This window comes from Rhodobacter viridis, assembly GCF_003217355.1.
GTDB lineage: Bacteria > Pseudomonadota > Alphaproteobacteria > Rhodobacterales > Rhodobacteraceae > Rhodobacter > Rhodobacter viridis.
Genome location: NZ_QJTK01000004.1, coordinates 93,613 through 112,331, shown reverse-complemented (window position 1 = coordinate 112,331; position 18,719 = coordinate 93,613). Strand labels below are relative to the sequence as shown.

Sequence of the window (18,719 nt, the reverse complement as noted above, 5' to 3'; positions counted from 1 at the left end):
CCGAGAATCACCTGCGCGTCCGCCCGGCTCTCCCCGATCAGGGGCCGCGCCGCAAGGAAATGTTTAGCGCAAACAATGTGCAGTTGGCGGTATGCAATCGCATACTATTCGAAGGAAGCGGCTTTGCTGCCCCGCAGCGCCCTTGCCAGACCAGCCCCGAGACGCTAGTCCTTCGCCACGCTTACACCATTCCCGACCTGTGGAGGAACCCATGGCCCGACCCAAGATCGCCCTTATCGGCGCCGGTCAGATCGGTGGCACGCTTGCCCACCTCGCCGCGATCAAAGAACTGGGGGACGTCGTCCTCTTCGACATCGCCGAGGGCACGCCGCAGGGCAAGGCGCTCGACATCGCCGAATCCGGTCCCTCCGAGGGCTTCGACGGCTGCTTCAAGGGCACCAACACCTATGAAGACATCGCGGGCGCAGATGTCTGCATCGTCACCGCCGGGGTTCCGCGCAAGCCGGGCATGTCGCGCGACGACCTGCTGGGCATCAACCTCAAGGTGATGAAATCGGTCGGCGAAGGCATCGCCAAATACGCGCCGAACGCTTTCGTGATCTGCATCACCAACCCGCTCGATGCGATGGTCTGGGCGCTGCAACAATTCTCGGGCCTACCGGCCGAAAAAGTCGTCGGCATGGCCGGCGTGCTCGACTCGGCGCGCTTCCGTCACTTCCTCTCGGTCGAATTCGGCGTCTCGATGCGCGACGTCACCGCCTTCGTGCTGGGCGGCCACGGCGACACGATGGTGCCGCTGGCGCGTTACTCGACCGTCGCGGGCATCCCGCTGCCGGATCTGGTGTCGATGGGCTGGACCACGCAGGACAAGCTCGACGCGATCATCCAGCGCACCCGTGACGGCGGCGCCGAGATCGTCGGCCTGCTGAAGACCGGCTCGGCCTTCTACGCGCCCGCCACCTCGGCGATCGAAATGGCGGAAGCTTACCTCAATGACCAGAAACGCCTGCTGCCCTGCGCGGCCTGGGTGGATGGCGCCTTCGGCCTCGATGGGATGTATGTCGGCGTGCCGACGATCATCGGCGCCGGTGGCATCGAGAAAGTCATCGACATCAAGCTGAACGATGCCGAACAGGCGATGTTCGACAAGTCGGTCGACGCGGTCAAAGGTCTGGTCGCGGCCTGCAAGGCGATCGATCCGACGCTCGCCTGAGCGATCCGACATCTCTCGAAAGGGCGGGGTTTCCCCGCCCTTTTTCGTTGCTCACGCAAGGCTTTCCGGGTCAAAGCCGAACTCGGCCCGAAGGCTTTCCAGCAAATCCCGCTCGCGCGCGATCAGCGCCCGGTCGAAGGCGGCGGGACTGAGGTCGGGGCAAAAGCCGAGCTGCGCCTCGAGACATTGCGCGATGCCGGGCGCGTCGTGGCTCAGCACCCCGCGCGTCTCGAGCGCCGCCGCCTGCGGGCGGTCGAGCGTCTTCGCCAGTCGCCAGATCCGGTGCAGCCGCTGCGCATCGCCCGCCCTTCCCGCCACCGCCGCAATCTGCACCAGACGCGCCGCGCTGTGGCGCGAGGGCGCGCCGGGAACACCCCCCTGCGCGCGGCGCAATATCTTGAGAAGATAGTGCAATTCGGTCAGCCCGTCGAAATGCAGCAGACGCAGCCCCGGCAGCGACCCGTGCGCGGGCGCGCGCTCGCCCGCCCAGGTTTTCAGCCCGTGATGCACGCCCACGAACAGCCCCCGCCCCGCCCGCGCACAGCATTTGCCGTTGTGATGCCCGGCGATGCCGTGATGCAGATACTCGCGCGCCGCCGCGGCGAAGACCTCGGCGCCCTCGGTGGCAAAGGCGCGCCAGGGCCTCCGGAAGGCGCCCGCGAAGATATCGGCACCGGCGCGCCCGCCGATCTGCACCCGCTCGGCCACATCAACGGCAACCCAGTCGAGCGCCGCGGGCGCGGCGCCGAGCACCTCGGCCACGCTGCCCCCCGGCGCGGTCAGAAACTCGTCGGCGTCGCAATGCATCACCCAGTCGAGCCGGGTCTCGGCGAGCGTCTTCGAAGCGATATACTTCTGCCGCGCGGTGTGCAGTTTCGGACGTTGCCCGCCACCCTGAAACGCCCAGCCATCCTCGCCCGCGTGATGCAGATGCACCCCCGCCACCGCGCCCAGAAGATCGGTGGCCTCCGGGTCGGGCCGGTCAAGCCACAGGTGCACCTCGGCCGCCCCCGCCGCAAGATGATGCGCCGCATGAGCCGCCAGCAACACCGCCGGTTCATCGACCAGCGCAACCACGCCCCAACTTGCCATAGCAACCCCGGTTTTGAAATTTCCTTGCGAAAACCAAAGCCGATTCCGTTAACGCAATCAAGTTCGCTGCCTTGCAGCATTTTGTGATCACACATTTGCGACCCGTGATCACAAAGCCGATTTTTCTTCCGGAACGCCCGGTCTTTGCGCAATTTTGGGTTTGTGCCCGGGGCGGAATGTGCCAAACCACCCCAAACACATCAGCATGGGATAAATGCCATGAATATCCACGAATACCAGGCCAAGCAGTTGCTCAAGAGCTACGGCTGCCCGGTCTCGAACGGTCGCATCGTGCTCAAGGCAGATGAGGTCAAGGCAGCTGCCAGCGAACTCGACGGCCCGCTCTGGGTGGTCAAGGCGCAGATCCACGCCGGTGGTCGCGGCAAGGGCCATTTCAAGGAAGCCGAAGCGGGCGAAAAGGGCGGCGTGCGTCTGGCCCGGTCCGTGGCCGAGGCCGAAACGCTGGCCCGCCAGATGCTGGGCCGCACCCTTGTGACCCACCAGACCGGCCCGGCCGGCAAGCAGGTCAACCGCATCTATATCGAGGAAGGCTCGGACATCTCGCGCGAGCTTTACCTCGCGCTGCTCATCGACCGCAAATCCTCGCGCGTGTCCTTTGTCTGCTCGACCGAGGGCGGCATGGACATCGAGGAAGTCGCGGCCCACACGCCCGAAAAGATCCTCTCTTTCTCGGTCGATCCGGCGACGGGTCTGAGCGATTTCCACGGCCGCCGCATCGCCTTTGCGCTGGGTCTTGAAGGCAATCAGGTCAAGCAATGCGTGGCGCTGATCAAGAAGCTCTACAAGGCCTTCCTCGAGAAGGACATGGAGATGCTGGAGATCAACCCGCTGATCGTCACCACCGACGGCCATCTGAAGGTTCTCGATGCGAAGCTCGGCTTCGACAACAACGCGCTTTACCGTCAGCCCGACGTGCTGGACCTGCGCGACGTGACCGAGGAAGACCCGAAAGAACTCGAAGCCTCGCGGTTCGACCTGAACTACATCGCGCTTGATGGCGAGATCGGCTGCATGGTGAACGGCGCGGGTCTGGCGATGGCCACGATGGACATCATCAAGCTTTACGGCGCCGAACCGGCCAACTTCCTTGACGTGGGCGGTGGCGCCACCAAGGAAAAGGTGACCGAGGCGTTCAAGATCATCACCTCGGATCCGAAGGTGAAGGGCATTCTGGTCAACATCTTCGGCGGCATCATGCGCTGCGACATCATCGCGGAAGGCGTGCTGGCGGCGGTGACCGAAGTTGGCCTGAAGGTTCCGCTGGTCGTGCGTCTCGAGGGCACGAACGTCGAGCTTGGCAAGGACATCATCGCCAAGTCGGGGCTCAATGTGATTGCCGCGGACGATCTCGCCGACGGCGCGAAGAAGATCGTGGCAGCGGTGAAAGGCTAAGAAGATGGCAGTCCTCGTCAACGAAAACACCAAGGTCATCTGCCAGGGCTTCACCGGCTCGCAGGGCACCTTCCACTCTGAACAAGCCATCGCCTACGGCACGAAAATGGTCGGCGGCGTGACCCCCGGCAAGGGCGGCAGCGAGCATCTCGGCCTGCCGGTCTTCAACTCGGTCCACGAGGCGAAACACGTCACCGGCGCCCATGCGACGGCGATCTATGTGCCGCCGCCCTTCGCCGCGGACAGTATCCTTGAAGCGATCGACGCCGAGATGGAGCTGATCGTCTGCATCACCGAAGGCATCCCGGTTCTGGACATGATGCGGGTGAAACGCGCGCTGATCGACAGCAAATCGCGCCTGATCGGGCCGAACTGCCCGGGCGTGATGACGCCGGATGCGTGCAAGATCGGCATCATGCCGGGCTCGATCTTCAAGCGCGGCTCGGTGGGCGTCGTCTCGCGCTCGGGCACGCTGACCTATGAAGCGGTGAAACAGACGACCGACGTGGGCCTGGGCCAATCCTCGGCCGTGGGCATCGGCGGCGACCCGATCAAGGGCACCGAGCATATCGACGTGCTCGAGATGTTCCTCGCCGACCCGGAAACCACCTCGATCATCATGATCGGCGAAATCGGCGGTTCGGCCGAAGAAGAAGCCGCCGAATTCCTGATGGCGGAAAAGAAAAAAGGCCGCTGGAAACCGACCGCCGGTTTCATCGCCGGTCGCACCGCGCCTCCCGGCCGTCGCATGGGCCATGCCGGTGCCATCGTCTCGGGCGGCAAGGGCGATGCGGAAAGCAAGATCGAAGCGATGAAGCGCGCGGGCATCGTGGTGGCGGACAGCCCCGCCCACCTCGGCGAAGCCGTGCTGAAAGCGATCAAGGGCTGAGGCCCCGCGGGGCCGCGGCAGAGGAGGCCGCGGCTCCACCCACTGGCAAGACGGGGTGTCGGGCCCCGAAAGACGCGGACAACACCGGCCGAAAGGCCAGAACGGGAGGTACGAATGACGCTGAAACGTACAACCGCGGCGATGACCCTTGCCGCGCTGGCTCTGGCGGGCTGCGGTGATCCGACGGTGATCGATCCCTCGGCTTCGGGTCCGATCACCACCTATCCGATCGTGACGACGCAAAAGGTTCCCGCGGGCATGACACCGACCGGCTCGACCGGCTATGCGGTGGCGAATTCGGCGCGCACGAATGGCACGATCGTCGACGGCACCGCTGCGACCTGCGGCGCCGAAAACACCGGTGGCAATTACGACATCGCCTGCAACGCCGCCGCCGGACTTCCCGGCGTCGCTTCCCCCTATCGCCGCTAACCTGCCCGAGGCAAAGAATGCTCCGTTCCGCGTCGGCCCTTCCGGCCGTCTTCCTGATGCTTACCCTTTCCGCCTGCATGCAGGTCGAGCTTGCGCCGTCCTCGACGGGGCAGGACCTCGCCCCGCCGATCCCGGTCGACAACCGGCCGAAAGCGGATTTCGAGAAGATGACCGGCATCAACAGCGATGCCGTCGCGGCGATCTCGGGCGATGCGAAACGGTCCTATGTCTATTTCGACCTGTTCGCGGCCGACAAGGCGGCGGTGAAAGGCGCACCGGAACGACTTTGCAACCATTATGGCCGCAGTTTGAAGTCGTCCCATGTCGCCGAGCCCGGGGACCGGGTCCCGGGGATGAAGACCCTTGTGGTGGAGTGCAACTAGGCTCGCAAGGCCTCAGTCCTGAAAGGAAAGACGATGCGTCCCCTCACGCTCGCTCCGATCCTCCCCCAGCCGCGCGATGCGGCCTGCACCGGGGTGACCGCCCCGGTGCCCCGGGTCCTCTCGGCCCCCGCCCACGGACAACCGCGCCGGGCAAAGCGCCGCCTTCCCGTCAGCTCTTGAAGTAACCCGTGCCGGCGCGTCCCTCGCGCGCCGGAACCCCGTATCCCTCCGGCCTCCGGCCGTTCCCGCAGCCGATCTCGCAAGGATCATCCCATGAACGACCACACACCGAACGACCAGTTCCACGCTTCGTCCTTCCTGCAAGGGGCGAACGCGGACTATGTCGAGCAGCTCTACGCCCGCTATGCTGCGGATCCGACCTCGGTCGATCCGAACTGGGCCTCCTTCTTCGAAAGCCTTGGCGACACCGAGCTTGACGCCAAGCGCTCGGCCCACGGGCCGAGCTGGGCGCGTGCCGACTGGCCGCCCTCCCCCAATGACGATCTGACCGCCGCGATGACCGGCGAATGGCCGATGCCCGTCGCGCCGAAGGAAAACAAGGCCGCGGCCGAGAAACTGGCGGCGGCGGTGAAGGCCGCGGGCGTGCAGGTCTCGGACGAGGCGATCAAGCGCGCCGTGCTGGACAGCATCCGCGCGCTGATGATCATCCGCGCCTACCGGATCCGGGGCCACCTGATCGCCGATCTCGATCCCCTTGGCATGCGCTCGGGCGAGCCGCACCCGGAGCTTGACCCGCGCTCCTACGGCTTCACCGATGCCGACATGGACCGGATGATCTTCATCGACAACGTGCTGGGCCTGCAGGTCGCCTCGATGCGGCAGATCCTCGACGTGCTCAAGCGCACCTATTGCGGCACGTTTGCGCTGCAATACATGCATATCTCGAACCCCGAGGAAGCCGCCTGGCTGAAAGAACGGATCGAGGGCTACGGCAAGGAAATCCAGTTCACCCGCGAAGGCCGCCGCGCCATCCTGAACAAGCTGGTCGAGGCCGAGGGCTTCGAGAAATTCCTGCATGTGAAATACACCGGCACCAAGCGCTTCGGCCTTGATGGCGGCGAGGCGCTCATTCCGGCGATGGAACAGATCATCAAGCGCGGCGGTGCGCTTGGGCTCAAGGAAGTCGTCATCGGCATGCCGCACCGCGGCCGTCTGAACATTCTGGCGACGGTGCTGGCGAAACCCTACCGCGCGATTTTCCACGAATTCCAGGGCGGCTCCTACAAGCCCGAGGATGTGGACGGCTCGGGCGACGTGAAATATCACCTTGGCGCGTCGTCGGACCGCGCCTTTGACGGCCATACCGTCCACCTGTCGCTGACCGCGAACCCGTCGCACCTTGAAGCGGTGAACCCGGTCGTTCTGGGCAAGGTCCGCGCCAAGCAGGATCAGGCGCATGACGAAGACCGCACGCAGGTTCTGCCGATCCTGCTGCACGGCGATGCCGCCTTTGCGGGTCAGGGCATCGTCGCCGAATGTCTGCAGCTTTCCGGCATCAAGGGGCACCGCACCGGCGGCTGCATCCATATCGTCGTGAACAACCAGATCGGCTTCACCACGGCGCCGCATTTCAGCCGCACCTCGCCCTATCCGACCGACATCGCCCTGATGGTGGAAGCGCCGATCTTCCACGTCAACGGCGACGACCCGGAGGCCGTCGTGCACGCCGCCAAGGTGGCGACCGAGTTCCGGCAGAAGTTCCACAAGGACGTGGTCATCGACATCTTCTGCTACCGCCGCTTCGGTCACAATGAAGGCGACGAGCCGATGTTCACCAACCCGGCGATGTACAAGAACATCAAGGGCCACAAGACCACGCTGCAGCTTTACACCGAACGTCTCGTGGCCGACGGCCTCATCCCCGAGGGCGAGATCGAGGATATGAAAGCCGCCTTCCAGGCGAAGCTGAACGAGGAATACGAGGCCGGCAAGACCTTCCGCCCGAACAAGGCCGACTGGCTTGATGGTCGCTGGAAGCACCTCGACCGGCAAAGCTCGGATTACGACGCGGGGGTGACCCCGATCTCGCCCGAGCTGATGGCCGAGGTTGGCAAGGCGCTGACCTCCTATCCGGAAGATTTCGACATCCACAAGACGGTGGCGCGCCAGCTCGACGCCAAGAAGGCGATGTTCGAAACCGGCAAGGGCTTCGACTGGGCCACGGCCGAGGCGATGGCCTTCGGCTCGCTTCTGGCCGAGGGCTTCCCGGTGCGTCTGGCGGGGCAGGACTGCACCCGCGGCACCTTCAGCCAGCGCCATTCCGGGCTGATCGATCAGGCGACCGAGGAACGCTACTATCCCCTGAACCACATCAAGCCCGGTCAGGCGAAATACGAAGTCATCGACTCGATGCTGTCGGAATATGCCGTGCTCGGGTTCGAATATGGCTACACGCTGGCCGAGCCCAATGCGTTGACGCTGTGGGAAGCGCAGTTCGGTGACTTCGCCAACGGCGCGCAGATCATGTTCGACCAGTTCATCAACTCGGGCGAACGGAAATGGCTGCGGATGTCGGGCCTTGTCTGTCTCTTGCCGCATGGCTTCGAGGGTCAGGGGCCGGAGCACTCCTCCGCCCGGCTTGAACGCTATCTGCAACTCTCGGCCGAGGATAACTGGATCGTCGCGAACTGCTCGACGCCCGCGAACTACTTCCACATCCTGCGCCGTCAGATCCACCGCAACTTCCGCAAGCCGCTGATCCTGATGACGCCGAAATCGCTGCTGCGCCATCCGCTCTGCGTGTCCAAGGCCGACGAATTCACCACCGGCTCGTTCTTCCGCCGCGTGATGTGGGACGATGCCGATGCGCAGCATCACGGCAATTCGGAAATGACGACCAAACCCGATGCAGAGATCAGCCGCGTCGTGATGTGCTCGGGCAAGGTCTACTATGACCTGCTCGCCGAACGCGACAAGCGGGGTCTGGAAGACGTCTACATCCTGCGTGTCGAGCAGCTTTACCCGTTCCCGGCGCATTCGCTGGTGACGGAACTCGGCCGCTTCAAGGATGCCCAGATCATCTGGTGTCAGGAAGAGCCGAAGAACCAAGGCGCCTGGAGCTTCATCGAGCCGAACCTCGAATGGGTTCTGTCGAAGATCGGGGCGAAGCATGGCCGCGCGCGCTATGCGGGCCGCGCCGCGTCCGCCTCGCCGGCCACGGGCCTCGCCTCGCGCCACAAGGCCGAGCAGGAAGCCCTCGTGAACGACGCGCTGGAGGGCTGAGATGACCGAGATCCGCGTTCCCGGGCTTGGGGAAAGCGTCTCGGAAGCCACTGTCGCCACCTGGTTCGTGAAACCGGGCGAGATGGTCGTGGCCGATGCGATGCTCTGCGAGCTTGAAACCGACAAGGTGACGGTCGAAGTCCGCGCCCCCTCTGCGGGGGTGCTGAGCGAGATCATCGCCAAGGAAGGCGAGACGGTGGCGGTGAACGCCCTTCTGGCCGTGCTTTTGTCCGCTGGCGCGATGGCGCCCGCGCAACCCAAACTCGACGGCCCGGCAGCCCCTCAAAAAGCCGCGCCGCAGATTCAAGAGGTCAAGATGACGGATGTCATGGTCCCCGCGCTGGGCGAAAGCGTTGCCGAAGCCACCGTTTCCACCTGGTTCAAGAAACCGGGCGATGCCGTCGCGCAGGACGAGATCCTGTGCGAGCTTGAAACCGACAAGGTCTCGGTCGAGGTTCCGGCGCCGGTCGCGGGCGTGCTGAGCGAGATCCTCGCCCCCGAGGGCGCCTCGGTCGCCGCGGGCGGTCGTCTGGCGATCATGGCCGCGGGTGCCGGTGCTGCCGCTGCTCCGGCGGTCGCCGCCCCCGCCCCGGCCGCGGCGCCTGCTGCCGCGCCCGCGAAGGACGTGGAACATGCGCCCTCGGCCAAGAAAGCGATGGCCGAAGCCGGTCTGTCGCCCGATCAGGTCGCAGGGTCTGGCCGCGATGGCCGGATCATGAAGGAAGACGTGGCGGCCGCCGCTGCCGCCCCGGCCCCCGTCGCGCCCGCGCCGATGCAGACCGCGCAAGTCTCGATCGCGCCGCCGCCCGCGTCGGTCCCGCGCGCGCCGGTCCCGGCCGAGGATGCGATGCGCGAAGAGCGGGTGAAGATGACCCGCCTGCGCGCCACCATCGCCCGTCGCCTGAAGGACGCGCAGAACACCGCCGCGATGCTGACCACCTACAACGAGGTGGACATGTCGGGCGTGATGGACCTGCGCAACGTCTACAAGGACCAGTTCGAGAAGAAACACGGCGTGAAGCTTGGGTTCATGGGCTTCTTCGTGAAGGCCTGCTGCCACGCGCTGAAGGAAATCCCGGAAGTGAACGCCGAGATCGACGGCGGCGACATCATCTACAAGAACTACGTCCACATGGGCGTGGCCGTGGGCACGCCCTCGGGCCTTGTGGTGCCGGTGGTGCGCGACGCCGATCAGAAGGGCTTCGCCCATATCGAACGCGAGATCGCGGAACTGGGCAAGCGCGGCCGGGATGGCAAGCTGACGATGCAGGAGATGCAGGGCGGCTCGTTCACCATCTCGAACGGCGGCGTCTACGGCTCGCTGATGTCCTCGCCGATCCTGAACCCGCCGCAATCGGGCATTCTCGGCATGCACAAGATTCAGGACCGCCCGGTGGTGGTGAACGGTCAGATCGTGATCCGCCCGATGATGTACCTGGCGCTTTCCTACGATCACCGCATCGTCGACGGCAAGGGCGCGGTGACATTCCTTGTGCGCGTGAAAGAGGCGCTGGAAGATCCGCGCCGCCTGCTGATGGATCTCTGATCCGGTCCGATGCCGCAGGGGGCGGTCCACCCGCCCCCTTCCTGCAAACCGCCTCCCTTTCATCTTGCTGAAAATACCTCGGGGGGCCCGGGGGGCAGCGCCCCCCGCCATTCGTCAGGGGAATGACCATGGCAGAATTTGACGTCATCATCATCGGCGGCGGCCCGGGCGGCTATGTCTGCGCCATCCGCTGCGCGCAATTGGGCCTGAAGACCGCCTGCGTCGAAGGGCGCGGCAGCTTGGGCGGCACCTGCCTCAACGTGGGCTGCATTCCCTCGAAGGCGCTGCTGCACGCGACGCATGAGCTGCACGAGGTTCACGAGAACTTCGAAAAGATGGGCCTGATGGGCGCCAAGGTGAAGGTCGATTGGGCGAAGATGCAGTCCTACAAGCAGGACGTCATCGACGGCAACACCAAGGGCATCGAGTTCCTGTTCAAGAAGAACAAGGTGACCTACCTGCAGGGCTGGGGCTCGATCCCGGCGCCGGGTCAGGTGAAGGTCGGCGACGAGGTCCACACGGCCAGGAACATCGTCATCGCCACCGGCTCGGAATCTTCGGGCCTGCCCGGCATCGAGATCGACGAGCAGACCGTGGTCACCTCGACCGGGGCGCTGTCGCTCGCAAAGGTGCCGAAATCGATGGTGGTGATCGGCGCGGGGGTGATCGGGTTGGAACTCGGCTCGGTCTATGCGCGGCTTGGCGCCGAGGTGACGGTGGTCGAATATCTCGACGCGATCACGCCGGGCATGGACGGCGAAGTCGCCAAGGGGCTGCAGCGCATCCTGTCGAAACAGGGGCTGAAATTCGTTCTGGGCGCCGCCGTGCAGGGCGTCGACAAGGCGAAGGGCAAGAACACCGTGCGCTATACCCTGCGCAAGGACGAGAGCGCCCATGCGATCGAGGCCGAGGTGGTGCTGGTCGCGACCGGCCGCAAGCCCTTCACCAAGGGTCTGGGGCTCGAGGCGCTCGGCGTCGAGATGCTGCCGCGCGGGCAAGTGAAGACCGACAGCCATTGGGCGACGACTGTGCCGGGCCTTTATGCGATCGGCGATGCGATCGTGGGTCCGATGCTCGCCCACAAGGCCGAGGACGAGGGCATGGCGGTGGCCGAGGTGATCGCGGGCAAGCATGGCCATGTGAATTACGACGTCATCCCCGGCGTGATCTACACGACGCCCGAGGTGGCCTGCGTCGGCAAGACCGAGGAAACGCTGAAGCAGGAAGGCCGGGCCTACAAGGTCGGCAAGTTCTCCTTCATGGGCAACGGCCGCGCCAAGGCGGTGTTCCAGGCCGAAGGCTTCGTGAAGATCCTCGCCGATGCGGCGACGGATCGGGTGCTGGGGGCCCACATCATCGGCCCGTCGGCGGGTGACATGATCCACGAGATCTGCGTGGCGATGGAATTCGGCGCCTCGGCGCAGGATATCGCGCTGACCTGCCACGCGCATCCGACCTATTCGGAAGCGGTGCGCGAAGCGGCACTGGCCTGCGGCGACGGCGCGATCCACGCGTAAGATTTCGCCTCGCTTGCGCGAGGCGACCCGCGGGGGGCTCCGCCCCCCGCACCCCCCGGCGTATTTTGCCAGGGAAAAGCCTAAGGCTCGGCTTTGACCTTTGCGGAATGGCTCCATCCGAGGCTTCGGAAGCCTGCCCTTCCCCCCAAAACCTACCCATCAAGCGTTCGGCAAGCCGTCGGGCGCTCTTTTATCTTGCTCCAAATATCTTCGGGGTCCGGGGGCAAAGCCCCCGGCGGGTCGCTCCGGCGCAGCCGGGGCGAAATGAAAAACCCCGCCGTTTCCGGCGGGGCCTGTGGTCGGGTCTGATACAGCTCAGTGCCGGATCAGATGCAGCAGTTCTTCCAGCGACTTCTTCGCATCGCCGTAGAACATGCGGGTGTTTTCCTTGTAGAACAGCGGATTCTCGATCCCCGAGTAGCCCGTGCCCTGACCGCGCTTCGACACGAAGACCTGTTTCGCCTTCCAGCATTCCAGCACCGGCATCCCGGCGATCGGCGAGTTCGGATCTTCCTGCGCCGCCGGGTTCACGATGTCGTTCGAGCCGATGACGATCGCCACGTCGGTGCTCGGGAAGTCCTCGTTGATCTCGTCCATCTCCAGAACGATGTCGTAGGGAACCTTCGCCTCGGCCAGCAGCACGTTCATGTGCCCCGGCAGACGGCCCGCAACCGGGTGGATCGCGAAGCGCACGGTCTTGCCACGGCCCCGCAGCACCGAGGTGAGCTCCGACACCGCCATCTGCGCCTGCGCCACCGCCATCCCATAGCCCGGGATGATGATGATGCTGTCGGCTTCCGACAGCGCATCGGCCACGCCCTGCGCGTCAATAGCGATCTGCTCGCCCTCGACCGCCATCGCCGGACCCGAGGTATTGCCGAAGCCGCCCAGGATCACCGAGATGAACGACCGGTTCATCGCCTTGCACATGATGTAGCTCAGGATCGCGCCCGAGGAGCCGACCAGCGCGCCGGTCACGATCAGCAGATCGTTGCCGAGCGAGAAGCCGATCGCCGCCGCGGCCCAGCCCGAGTAGCTGTTCAGCATCGACACCACGACCGGCATGTCGGCGCCGCCGATCCCCATGATCAGGTGATAGCCGATGAAGAACGCCAGCAGCGTCATCCCGATCAGCGGCAGCGAGCCATAGCCGAGCATGAAGAGCACGAGCATGGCGATCGAAGCCAGCGCCGCCGTCGCGTTCAGGAAGTGACCGCCCGGCAGTTTCTTCGCCTTGGTGTCGACCTTGCCCGCGAGCTTGCCGAAGGCGATGATCGAGCCGGTGAAGGTCACGGCCCCGATGAAGACGCCAAGGAACAGCTCGACGCGCAGGATCGCAAGCTCGGTCGGCGTCTTGTGGGCGACGAGCGCCGCAAAGCCCTCGAGCGCCGCTTTCGCGGCATCGTCCATGCCCGGCACGCGCACCGATTCAATATAGGCGTTGTAGCCGACCAGAACGGCGGCCAGACCGACGAGCGAGTGCATCGCCGCGACGAGCTGCGGCATCTCGGTCATCTGGACCTTTTTCGCGACCTTCATGCCATAGAAGCCGCCCGCGCCCAGAAGGAGGAGCGACAGGACCCAAAGCCCCTGCCCCGGCCCGACCAGCGTCGCCGCCACGGCCAGCGCCATGCCGACGATGCCGTACCAGACGGCACGTTTCGCGCTTTCCTGCCCAGACAGGCCGCCGAGCGAGAGGATGAACAGAACTGCCGCAACGACGTAAGCGGCCGTGGTGAAACCGAAATCCATTGTTCTTTCCTCCGCTTACGACTTCTGGAACATCGCCAGCATGCGCCGGGTGACCATGAAACCGCCGAAGATGTTGATGCCCGCCATGAAGACCGAAACGCCCGAGAGCAGGATGACGAGGAACGAGCTCGACCCCACCTGCAGCAGCGCGCCGAGGATGATGATCGAGGAAATCGCGTTCGTCACCGCCATCAGCGGCGTGTGCAGCGAGTGGCTGACGTTCCAGATCACCTGGAAGCCGACGAAGCACGACAGCGCGAAAACGATGAAGTGCGCCATGAACGAAGCCGGAGCCACGAGCCCGATCGAGAGCAGCAGCGCGCCGCCGATGCCCAGCATCAGGATCTGGTTGCGGGTTTCCTTGCGGAAGGCGGCTTTCTCGGCGGCCCGGATTTCTTCGGGCGTCAGGACCTTGGCCTTTTCCTTCGGCTTTTGCGCCGCGATCGCCGCGATTTTCGGCGGCGGCGGCGGGAAGGTGATCGCGCCCTCGAAGGTCACGGTCGCGCCGCGGATCACGTCGTCTTCCATGTTGTGGACCACGACGCCGTCCTTGCCGGGCGTCAGGTCGGTCATCATGTGACGGATGTTGGTCGAATAAAGCTGCGACGACTGCTGCGCCATGCGCGAGGGGAAGTCGGTGTAGCCGATCACGGTCACGCCGTTCGGGGTGACGACTTTCTCGTCCTTCTTCGTCAGCTCGCAGTTGCCGCCACGCTCGGCCGCCAGATCGACGATGACCGAGCCGCGTTTCATCTTCTCGACCATGTCCTTGGTCCAGAGGATCGGCGCGTCGCGGCCGGGGATCAGCGCCGTGGTGATGACGATGTCCATCTCGGGGGCGAGTTCGCGGAATTTCTTCAGCTGCGCGTCGCGGAATTCGGGCGAGGACGGCGCGGCGTAACCGCCGGTCGCGGCGCCATCCTGCGCTTGCTCCTCGAAATCGAGATAGACGAATTCGGCGCCCATCGATTCGATCTGTTCGGCCACTTCGGGACGCACGTCAAAGGCATAGGTGATCGCGCCCAGCGCTGTCGAGGCGCCGATCGCGGCCAGACCCGCAACGCCCGCGCCAACGATCAGCACCTTGGCCGGGGGCACCTTGCCTGCCGCCGTCACCTGACCGGTGAAGAAGCGGCCGAAGTTGTTGCCCGCCTCGATCACCGCGCGGTAGCCCGAGATGTTCGCCATCGAGCTGAGCGCGTCCATCTTTTGCGCGCGCGAGATCCGCGGCACCATGTCCATCGCGATAACAGTCGCCCCGGTGGCCTTGGCAGCCTCGAGCAGATCCTTGTTCTGCGCCGGATAGAAGAAGGAAATCAGCGTCTTGCCAGACTTCAGGCGGGCCACTTCGGCCTCGACCGGCGGGCGCACCTTGGCCACGACGTCCACCGCGTCGAAAAGCGCCTCGGCGCCCTTCACGACGGTCACGCCGACGGCCTCGTAGGCGGTATCTTCAAAGCCCGCGGCATGGCCCGCGCCCGCTTCCACGAAACAAGTGTGCCCCAGCTTCTGAAGCTGGACCGCAGAGTCGGGGGTCAGCGCAACACGCGCCTCTCCCTCGAAAATCTCCTTCGGAGCGCCGATTTTCACTTCTGTCTCTCCCAATGCTGCCCCGGGACGATTTCAGCCCGGGGACAAAACGTGGCGAGACCTCTTAACACTGCGTAAGAAAGTTTCACAAGCGCTTGGTCACACGTAAGAGTCGCAAAACTGGTGCCGGGTTGGGCCACCCCCGCGGTATACCTTTGCATACCATGTTACCGCTGACAATTTTGGCGCGGATTCAAGGGTTTGGCGGGGGTCACCTGCCCTGCCGCAGCGCGGATTTGGCACAGCGATTGCGACGGGGTGCGACGATTTTTCTGCAATGCAGCAAATAGGTCACAGCCAGCGGCGGACGCGGGCGCGATAGGCCTGATACTCGGGTCCAAAGAGCGTGGCGATGGCGACTTCCTCGCCCCGAATGTAGCGGCGCGTGATCAGCGCCATGAAGGCCGGAACCAGCGGCGCCGCCAGCGCGGCATCCCAGACGAGGATCAGCCCGGCAAGGATCATCGCATCGGCCAGATAGATCGGGTTGCGTGAAAACGCGAAGACGCCCGAGGTCACCAGACGGCAGGGCTCGCGGCGCGGAATGACCGTGGTGCGCATCAGCACCATCTGTCCGGCGGCGACCAGCGTCAGCACGACGCCCGCCAGCACCAGCGCATAGCCCACCGGATGCGTATAGGGCAGCGCCAGCGGCACGACGGTTCCGGTGATCCAGACCAGGGCCGCGAAAGCGGCCAGCCAGAGCGGCGGCAGGTCGATGTCCCTCAGCGCGTCTTTCACGGTCATGATGGCCTCCCCGCCCCAAGGTGACGTCGGATCAGCCGCCGCGCAACCCCCCTTGCGGCGGCCGGGCGCCCGCGCCAGTTTGGCCGAAAGGAGACCGCGATGACCACCGATTTTACCGCCACCAAGGCGCTTTTCGATCTGCCCGAAGGGGTGATCTATCTTGACGGCAATTCGCTTGGCCCGCTGCCGCGGGCGGTACCCGCGCGGGTCGAGGCCGCGATCCGCGCCGAATGGGGGGCGATGCTGATCACCGCCTGGAACAAGGCCGGGTGGATGGACCTGCCCGAGCGTCTGGGCAACCGGATCGGGCGGCTGATCGGGGCGGAGCCGGGGGCGGTGACGCTGGGCGATACCTTGTCGATCAAGGTGTTTCAGGCGCTCGACGCGGCGCTGCAACTGCGCCCCGCGCGTCGGGTGATCCTGTCCGACAGCGGCAATTTCCCGACCGATCTTTACATGGCGCAGGGGCTGACCGGGCTTCTCGGTCAGGGCTACGAACTGCGCGTCGTCGCCCCCGAAGAGGTCGAGGCCGCGATCGACGAGACCATCGCCGTCACCATGCTGACCGAGGTCGATTACCGCACCGGGCGCAAGCACGACATGAAAGCGCTGACCGCCAAGGCCCATGCCGCGGGGGCGCTTGCGTTCTGGGACCTTGCCCATTCTGCCGGTGCGGTGCCGGTCGATCTGGCCGGTGCGGGCGCCGATTTCGCGGCGGGCTGCACCTACAAATACCTGAACTCCGGCCCCGGCGGCCCGGCCTTCATCTATGTCGCCCCCCGTCACGCGGCGCAGGTGCAGCCGGTGCTTTCGGGCTGGCTCGGCCATGACGCGCCCTTTGCCTTCGAGCCCGGCTATCGCCCCGCCCCCGGCACGGCGCGGATGCGGGTCGGCACGCCGCCGGTGCTGCAACTCGCCGCGCTCGACGCGGCGCTCGATGTCTGGGACGGCGTCTCGATGGCCGAGATCCGCGCCCGCTCGATCGAACTGACCTCGCGCTTCATCGCCGCCGTCGAAACCGCCTGCCCCGATCTGACCCTTGTCACCCCGCGCGATCCCGCCACCCGCGGAAGCCAAGTCAGCTTCGCCCATCCGCAGGGCTATGCGATCATGCAGGCGCTGATCGCCCGCGGCGTGATCGGCGATTTCCGGGCGCCGGACATCCTGCGCTTCGGCGTCACGCCGCTTTACATCGGCGAGGCCGAGATCGACCGCGCCACCGCGATCCTGACCGAGGTGATGGCGACCCGGGCCTGGGACCGGCCCGAATTCCACGCCCGGGCGAAAGTGACCTGAGGTCGCAAGCCCGCGACAAGCCGCCGCGGCCGGGCCTTGCCGGGCGGCGGCGGCTCGCCTACCTTCAAGGCATGGAACGCCTGATCGACCCTTTCGCGCGACGGATCACCTACCTGCGGGTCTCGGTGACGGACCGGTGCGACTTTCGCTGCAGCTATTGCATGGACGAGGGCACGCAGTTCCTGCCGCGCGCCGATCTTCTGAGCCTCGAAGAGCTGGACCGGCTCTGCACCGCCTTCATCGGCCTTGGCGTGCAGAAGCTGCGCATCACCGGCGGCGAGCCCCTGTTGCGCCGCAACGTGATGAGCCTGTTTCGGGCGCTGTCGCGGCATCTGGAAACGGGCGCGCTGCGCGAGCTGACGCTGACCACGAATGGCTCGACGCTCGCCCCCCATGCCGCCGATCTGGCCGCCTGCGGGGTGAAACGGGTGAATGTGTCGCTCGACAGCCTGCGCCCTGCGAGGTTCACGGCGATCACCCGGCGCGGCGATCTGGCCACGGTGCTGGCAGGCATCGCCGCCGCGAAAGCGGCCGGGCTGCGGGTGAAGATCAACACCGTCGCCCTGCGCGGCGTGAACGAGGACGAGCTGATCGATCTGGCCACTTGGGCCGGGGCCGAGGGCCATGATCTGAGCTTCATCGAAGTGATGCCGGTGGGCGAAATGCCGATGACCGACCGCGCCGCCACCTTCCTGTCCTTGGCGGAGGTGCGGGCGCGACTGTCCGAACATCTGACGCTGAGCGATCTGCCCGAAACCACCGGCGGGCCTGCGCGCTATGTCCGGGCCGCGGAAACCGGGCAAAGGATCGGCTTCATCACCCCCCTCAGCCACGGCTTTTGCGACAGCTGCAACCGGGTGCGGATCAGCGCCACCGGGACGCTCTACCCCTGTCTCGGTCAGGAGGGCGGCACCGATCTGCGCGGCCCGCTGCGCGGCTCTGAGGGCGATGCTGCCCTGCTTGATGCCATCCGCACCGCGATCGGGCGCAAGCCGCGCGGGCATGATTTCGCTTATGGGCTGTCCGGCGCCTCGGGGCAGGTCGGGCGCGGCATGAACCACACCGGAGGCTGACAATCGCGGCGCAGTACCGGACAGAAAGCGTGACCTGTATCAAGGTGCCCGCCCATTTTCCGGGCAATATGAGCTCATCCGTAACGACGCCTTCAAAGGAGTCCGCCATGTATTCCAATATCATCGTTCCCGTCGCCTTCGATGCCGAACACAACCCTGACACCGCGCTCAATGTCGCGCGGACGCTGGCGGCCCCGGGGGCGCGCATTACCATCGTGCATGTGATGGCCGACGTGCCCGGCTATGCGATTTCCTACATGCCCGAGGGCTATGACGCCGACCTGCGCCAGACGCTGCAAAACCAGCTCGACGCGCTGGCAAACGAATTCGAAAATGGCGCGGGGGTGCTGCGCCAAGGCCATGCGGCGAACGAGATCCTGGATCTGGTCGAAGAGATCGGCGCCGACTGCATCGTGATCGCCGGACATCGGCCGGGATTTGGCGATTTCCTGATCGGCTCGACCGCCGCCCGCGTCGTGCGCCACGCGCCCTGCTCGGTGATGGTGCTGCGGTAAGGAAGGGGGGCTCTGCCCCCCGCGGCCTCGCGGCCGTCCCCCCGGCGCATTTGAACC

15 protein-coding genes are annotated in these 18,719 nt (G+C 65.5%); 11 read left to right on the top strand and 4 right to left on the bottom strand.

Going from position 1 to position 18,719, the window contains the following annotated elements:
• Positions 1–211: 211 nt before the first annotated feature.
• Positions 212–1,174 (top strand): malate dehydrogenase, encoded by a 963-nt coding sequence (gene mdh, locus C8J30_RS07660; RefSeq protein WP_110805257.1) that lies wholly within the window; start codon positions 212–214, stop codon positions 1,172–1,174.
• Between the two features lie 51 nt (positions 1,175–1,225).
• Here the strand turns inward: mdh and C8J30_RS07655 are convergent, their stop codons facing one another.
• A complete protein-coding gene (locus tag C8J30_RS07655; RefSeq protein WP_110805167.1) occupies positions 1,226–2,266 on the bottom strand; it encodes a glycosyltransferase family 2 protein in 1,041 nt (346 codons plus the stop codon).
• Positions 2,267–2,485: 219 nt separating this feature from the next.
• On the opposite strand from C8J30_RS07655, the gene sucC reads away from it, so the two are divergent.
• From sucC to lpdA, 7 genes are all read left to right on the top strand, one after another.
• Positions 2,486–3,679 (top strand): ADP-forming succinate--CoA ligase subunit beta, encoded by a 1,194-nt coding sequence (gene sucC, locus C8J30_RS07650; protein ID WP_110805165.1) that lies wholly within the window; start codon positions 2,486–2,488, stop codon positions 3,677–3,679.
• Positions 3,680–3,683: 4 nt separating this feature from the next.
• Positions 3,684–4,568 (top strand): succinate--CoA ligase subunit alpha, encoded by an 885-nt coding sequence (sucD, locus tag C8J30_RS07645; protein ID WP_110805164.1) that lies wholly within the window; start codon positions 3,684–3,686, stop codon positions 4,566–4,568.
• A 114-nt stretch (positions 4,569–4,682) separates the two neighbouring features.
• Positions 4,683–5,000, top strand: a complete 318-nt coding sequence (locus tag C8J30_RS07640) for a hypothetical protein (RefSeq protein WP_110805162.1) — start codon at positions 4,683–4,685, stop codon at positions 4,998–5,000.
• Positions 5,001–5,017: 17 nt separating this feature from the next.
• Complete coding sequence (locus tag C8J30_RS07635; protein ID WP_110805160.1) at positions 5,018–5,383, top strand: hypothetical protein; 366 nt, start codon at positions 5,018–5,020, stop codon at positions 5,381–5,383.
• A gap of 273 nt (positions 5,384–5,656) precedes the next feature.
• A complete protein-coding gene (locus C8J30_RS07630) occupies positions 5,657–8,626 on the top strand; it encodes a 2-oxoglutarate dehydrogenase E1 component (protein ID WP_110805158.1) in 2,970 nt (989 codons plus the stop codon).
• A gap of 1 nt (position 8,627) precedes the next feature.
• Positions 8,628–10,172: a 2-oxoglutarate dehydrogenase complex dihydrolipoyllysine-residue succinyltransferase gene (gene odhB / locus C8J30_RS07625; protein ID WP_110805156.1), complete on the top strand. Its 1,545-nt coding sequence runs from the start codon at positions 8,628–8,630 to the stop codon at positions 10,170–10,172.
• 128 nt (positions 10,173–10,300) lie between these two features.
• Entirely contained in the window at positions 10,301–11,689 is a 1,389-nt protein-coding gene (gene lpdA, locus C8J30_RS07620) for a dihydrolipoyl dehydrogenase (RefSeq protein ID WP_110805154.1), read from the top strand.
• A 315-nt stretch (positions 11,690–12,004) separates the two neighbouring features.
• Here the strand turns inward: lpdA and C8J30_RS07615 are convergent, their stop codons facing one another.
• From C8J30_RS07615 to C8J30_RS07605, 3 genes are all read right to left on the bottom strand, one after another.
• Complete coding sequence (locus C8J30_RS07615; protein ID WP_110805152.1) at positions 12,005–13,441, bottom strand: NAD(P)(+) transhydrogenase (Re/Si-specific) subunit beta; 1,437 nt, start codon at positions 13,439–13,441, stop codon at positions 12,005–12,007.
• A 15-nt stretch (positions 13,442–13,456) separates the two neighbouring features.
• Complete coding sequence (locus tag C8J30_RS07610; protein WP_110805150.1) at positions 13,457–15,031, bottom strand: Re/Si-specific NAD(P)(+) transhydrogenase subunit alpha; 1,575 nt, start codon at positions 15,029–15,031, stop codon at positions 13,457–13,459.
• Positions 15,032–15,322: 291 nt separating this feature from the next.
• Complete coding sequence (locus C8J30_RS07605; protein ID WP_245909726.1) at positions 15,323–15,778, bottom strand: methyltransferase family protein; 456 nt, start codon at positions 15,776–15,778, stop codon at positions 15,323–15,325.
• Positions 15,779–15,877: 99 nt separating this feature from the next.
• Here C8J30_RS07605 and kynU point away from each other — a divergent pair, with 99 nt between their 5' ends.
• The 3 genes from kynU (at position 15,878) to C8J30_RS07590 (ending at position 18,662) form a co-directional block, all read left to right on the top strand.
• Positions 15,878–17,074, top strand: coding sequence for a kynureninase (kynU, locus tag C8J30_RS07600; protein WP_110805148.1), 1,197 nt, complete (start codon positions 15,878–15,880; stop codon positions 17,072–17,074).
• A 71-nt stretch (positions 17,075–17,145) separates the two neighbouring features.
• Positions 17,146–18,147, top strand: coding sequence for a GTP 3',8-cyclase MoaA (moaA, locus tag C8J30_RS07595; protein WP_110805146.1), 1,002 nt, complete (start codon positions 17,146–17,148; stop codon positions 18,145–18,147).
• A 107-nt stretch (positions 18,148–18,254) separates the two neighbouring features.
• Complete coding sequence (locus C8J30_RS07590) at positions 18,255–18,662, top strand: universal stress protein (RefSeq protein ID WP_110805144.1); 408 nt, start codon at positions 18,255–18,257, stop codon at positions 18,660–18,662.
• Positions 18,663–18,719: the final 57 nt, after the last annotated feature.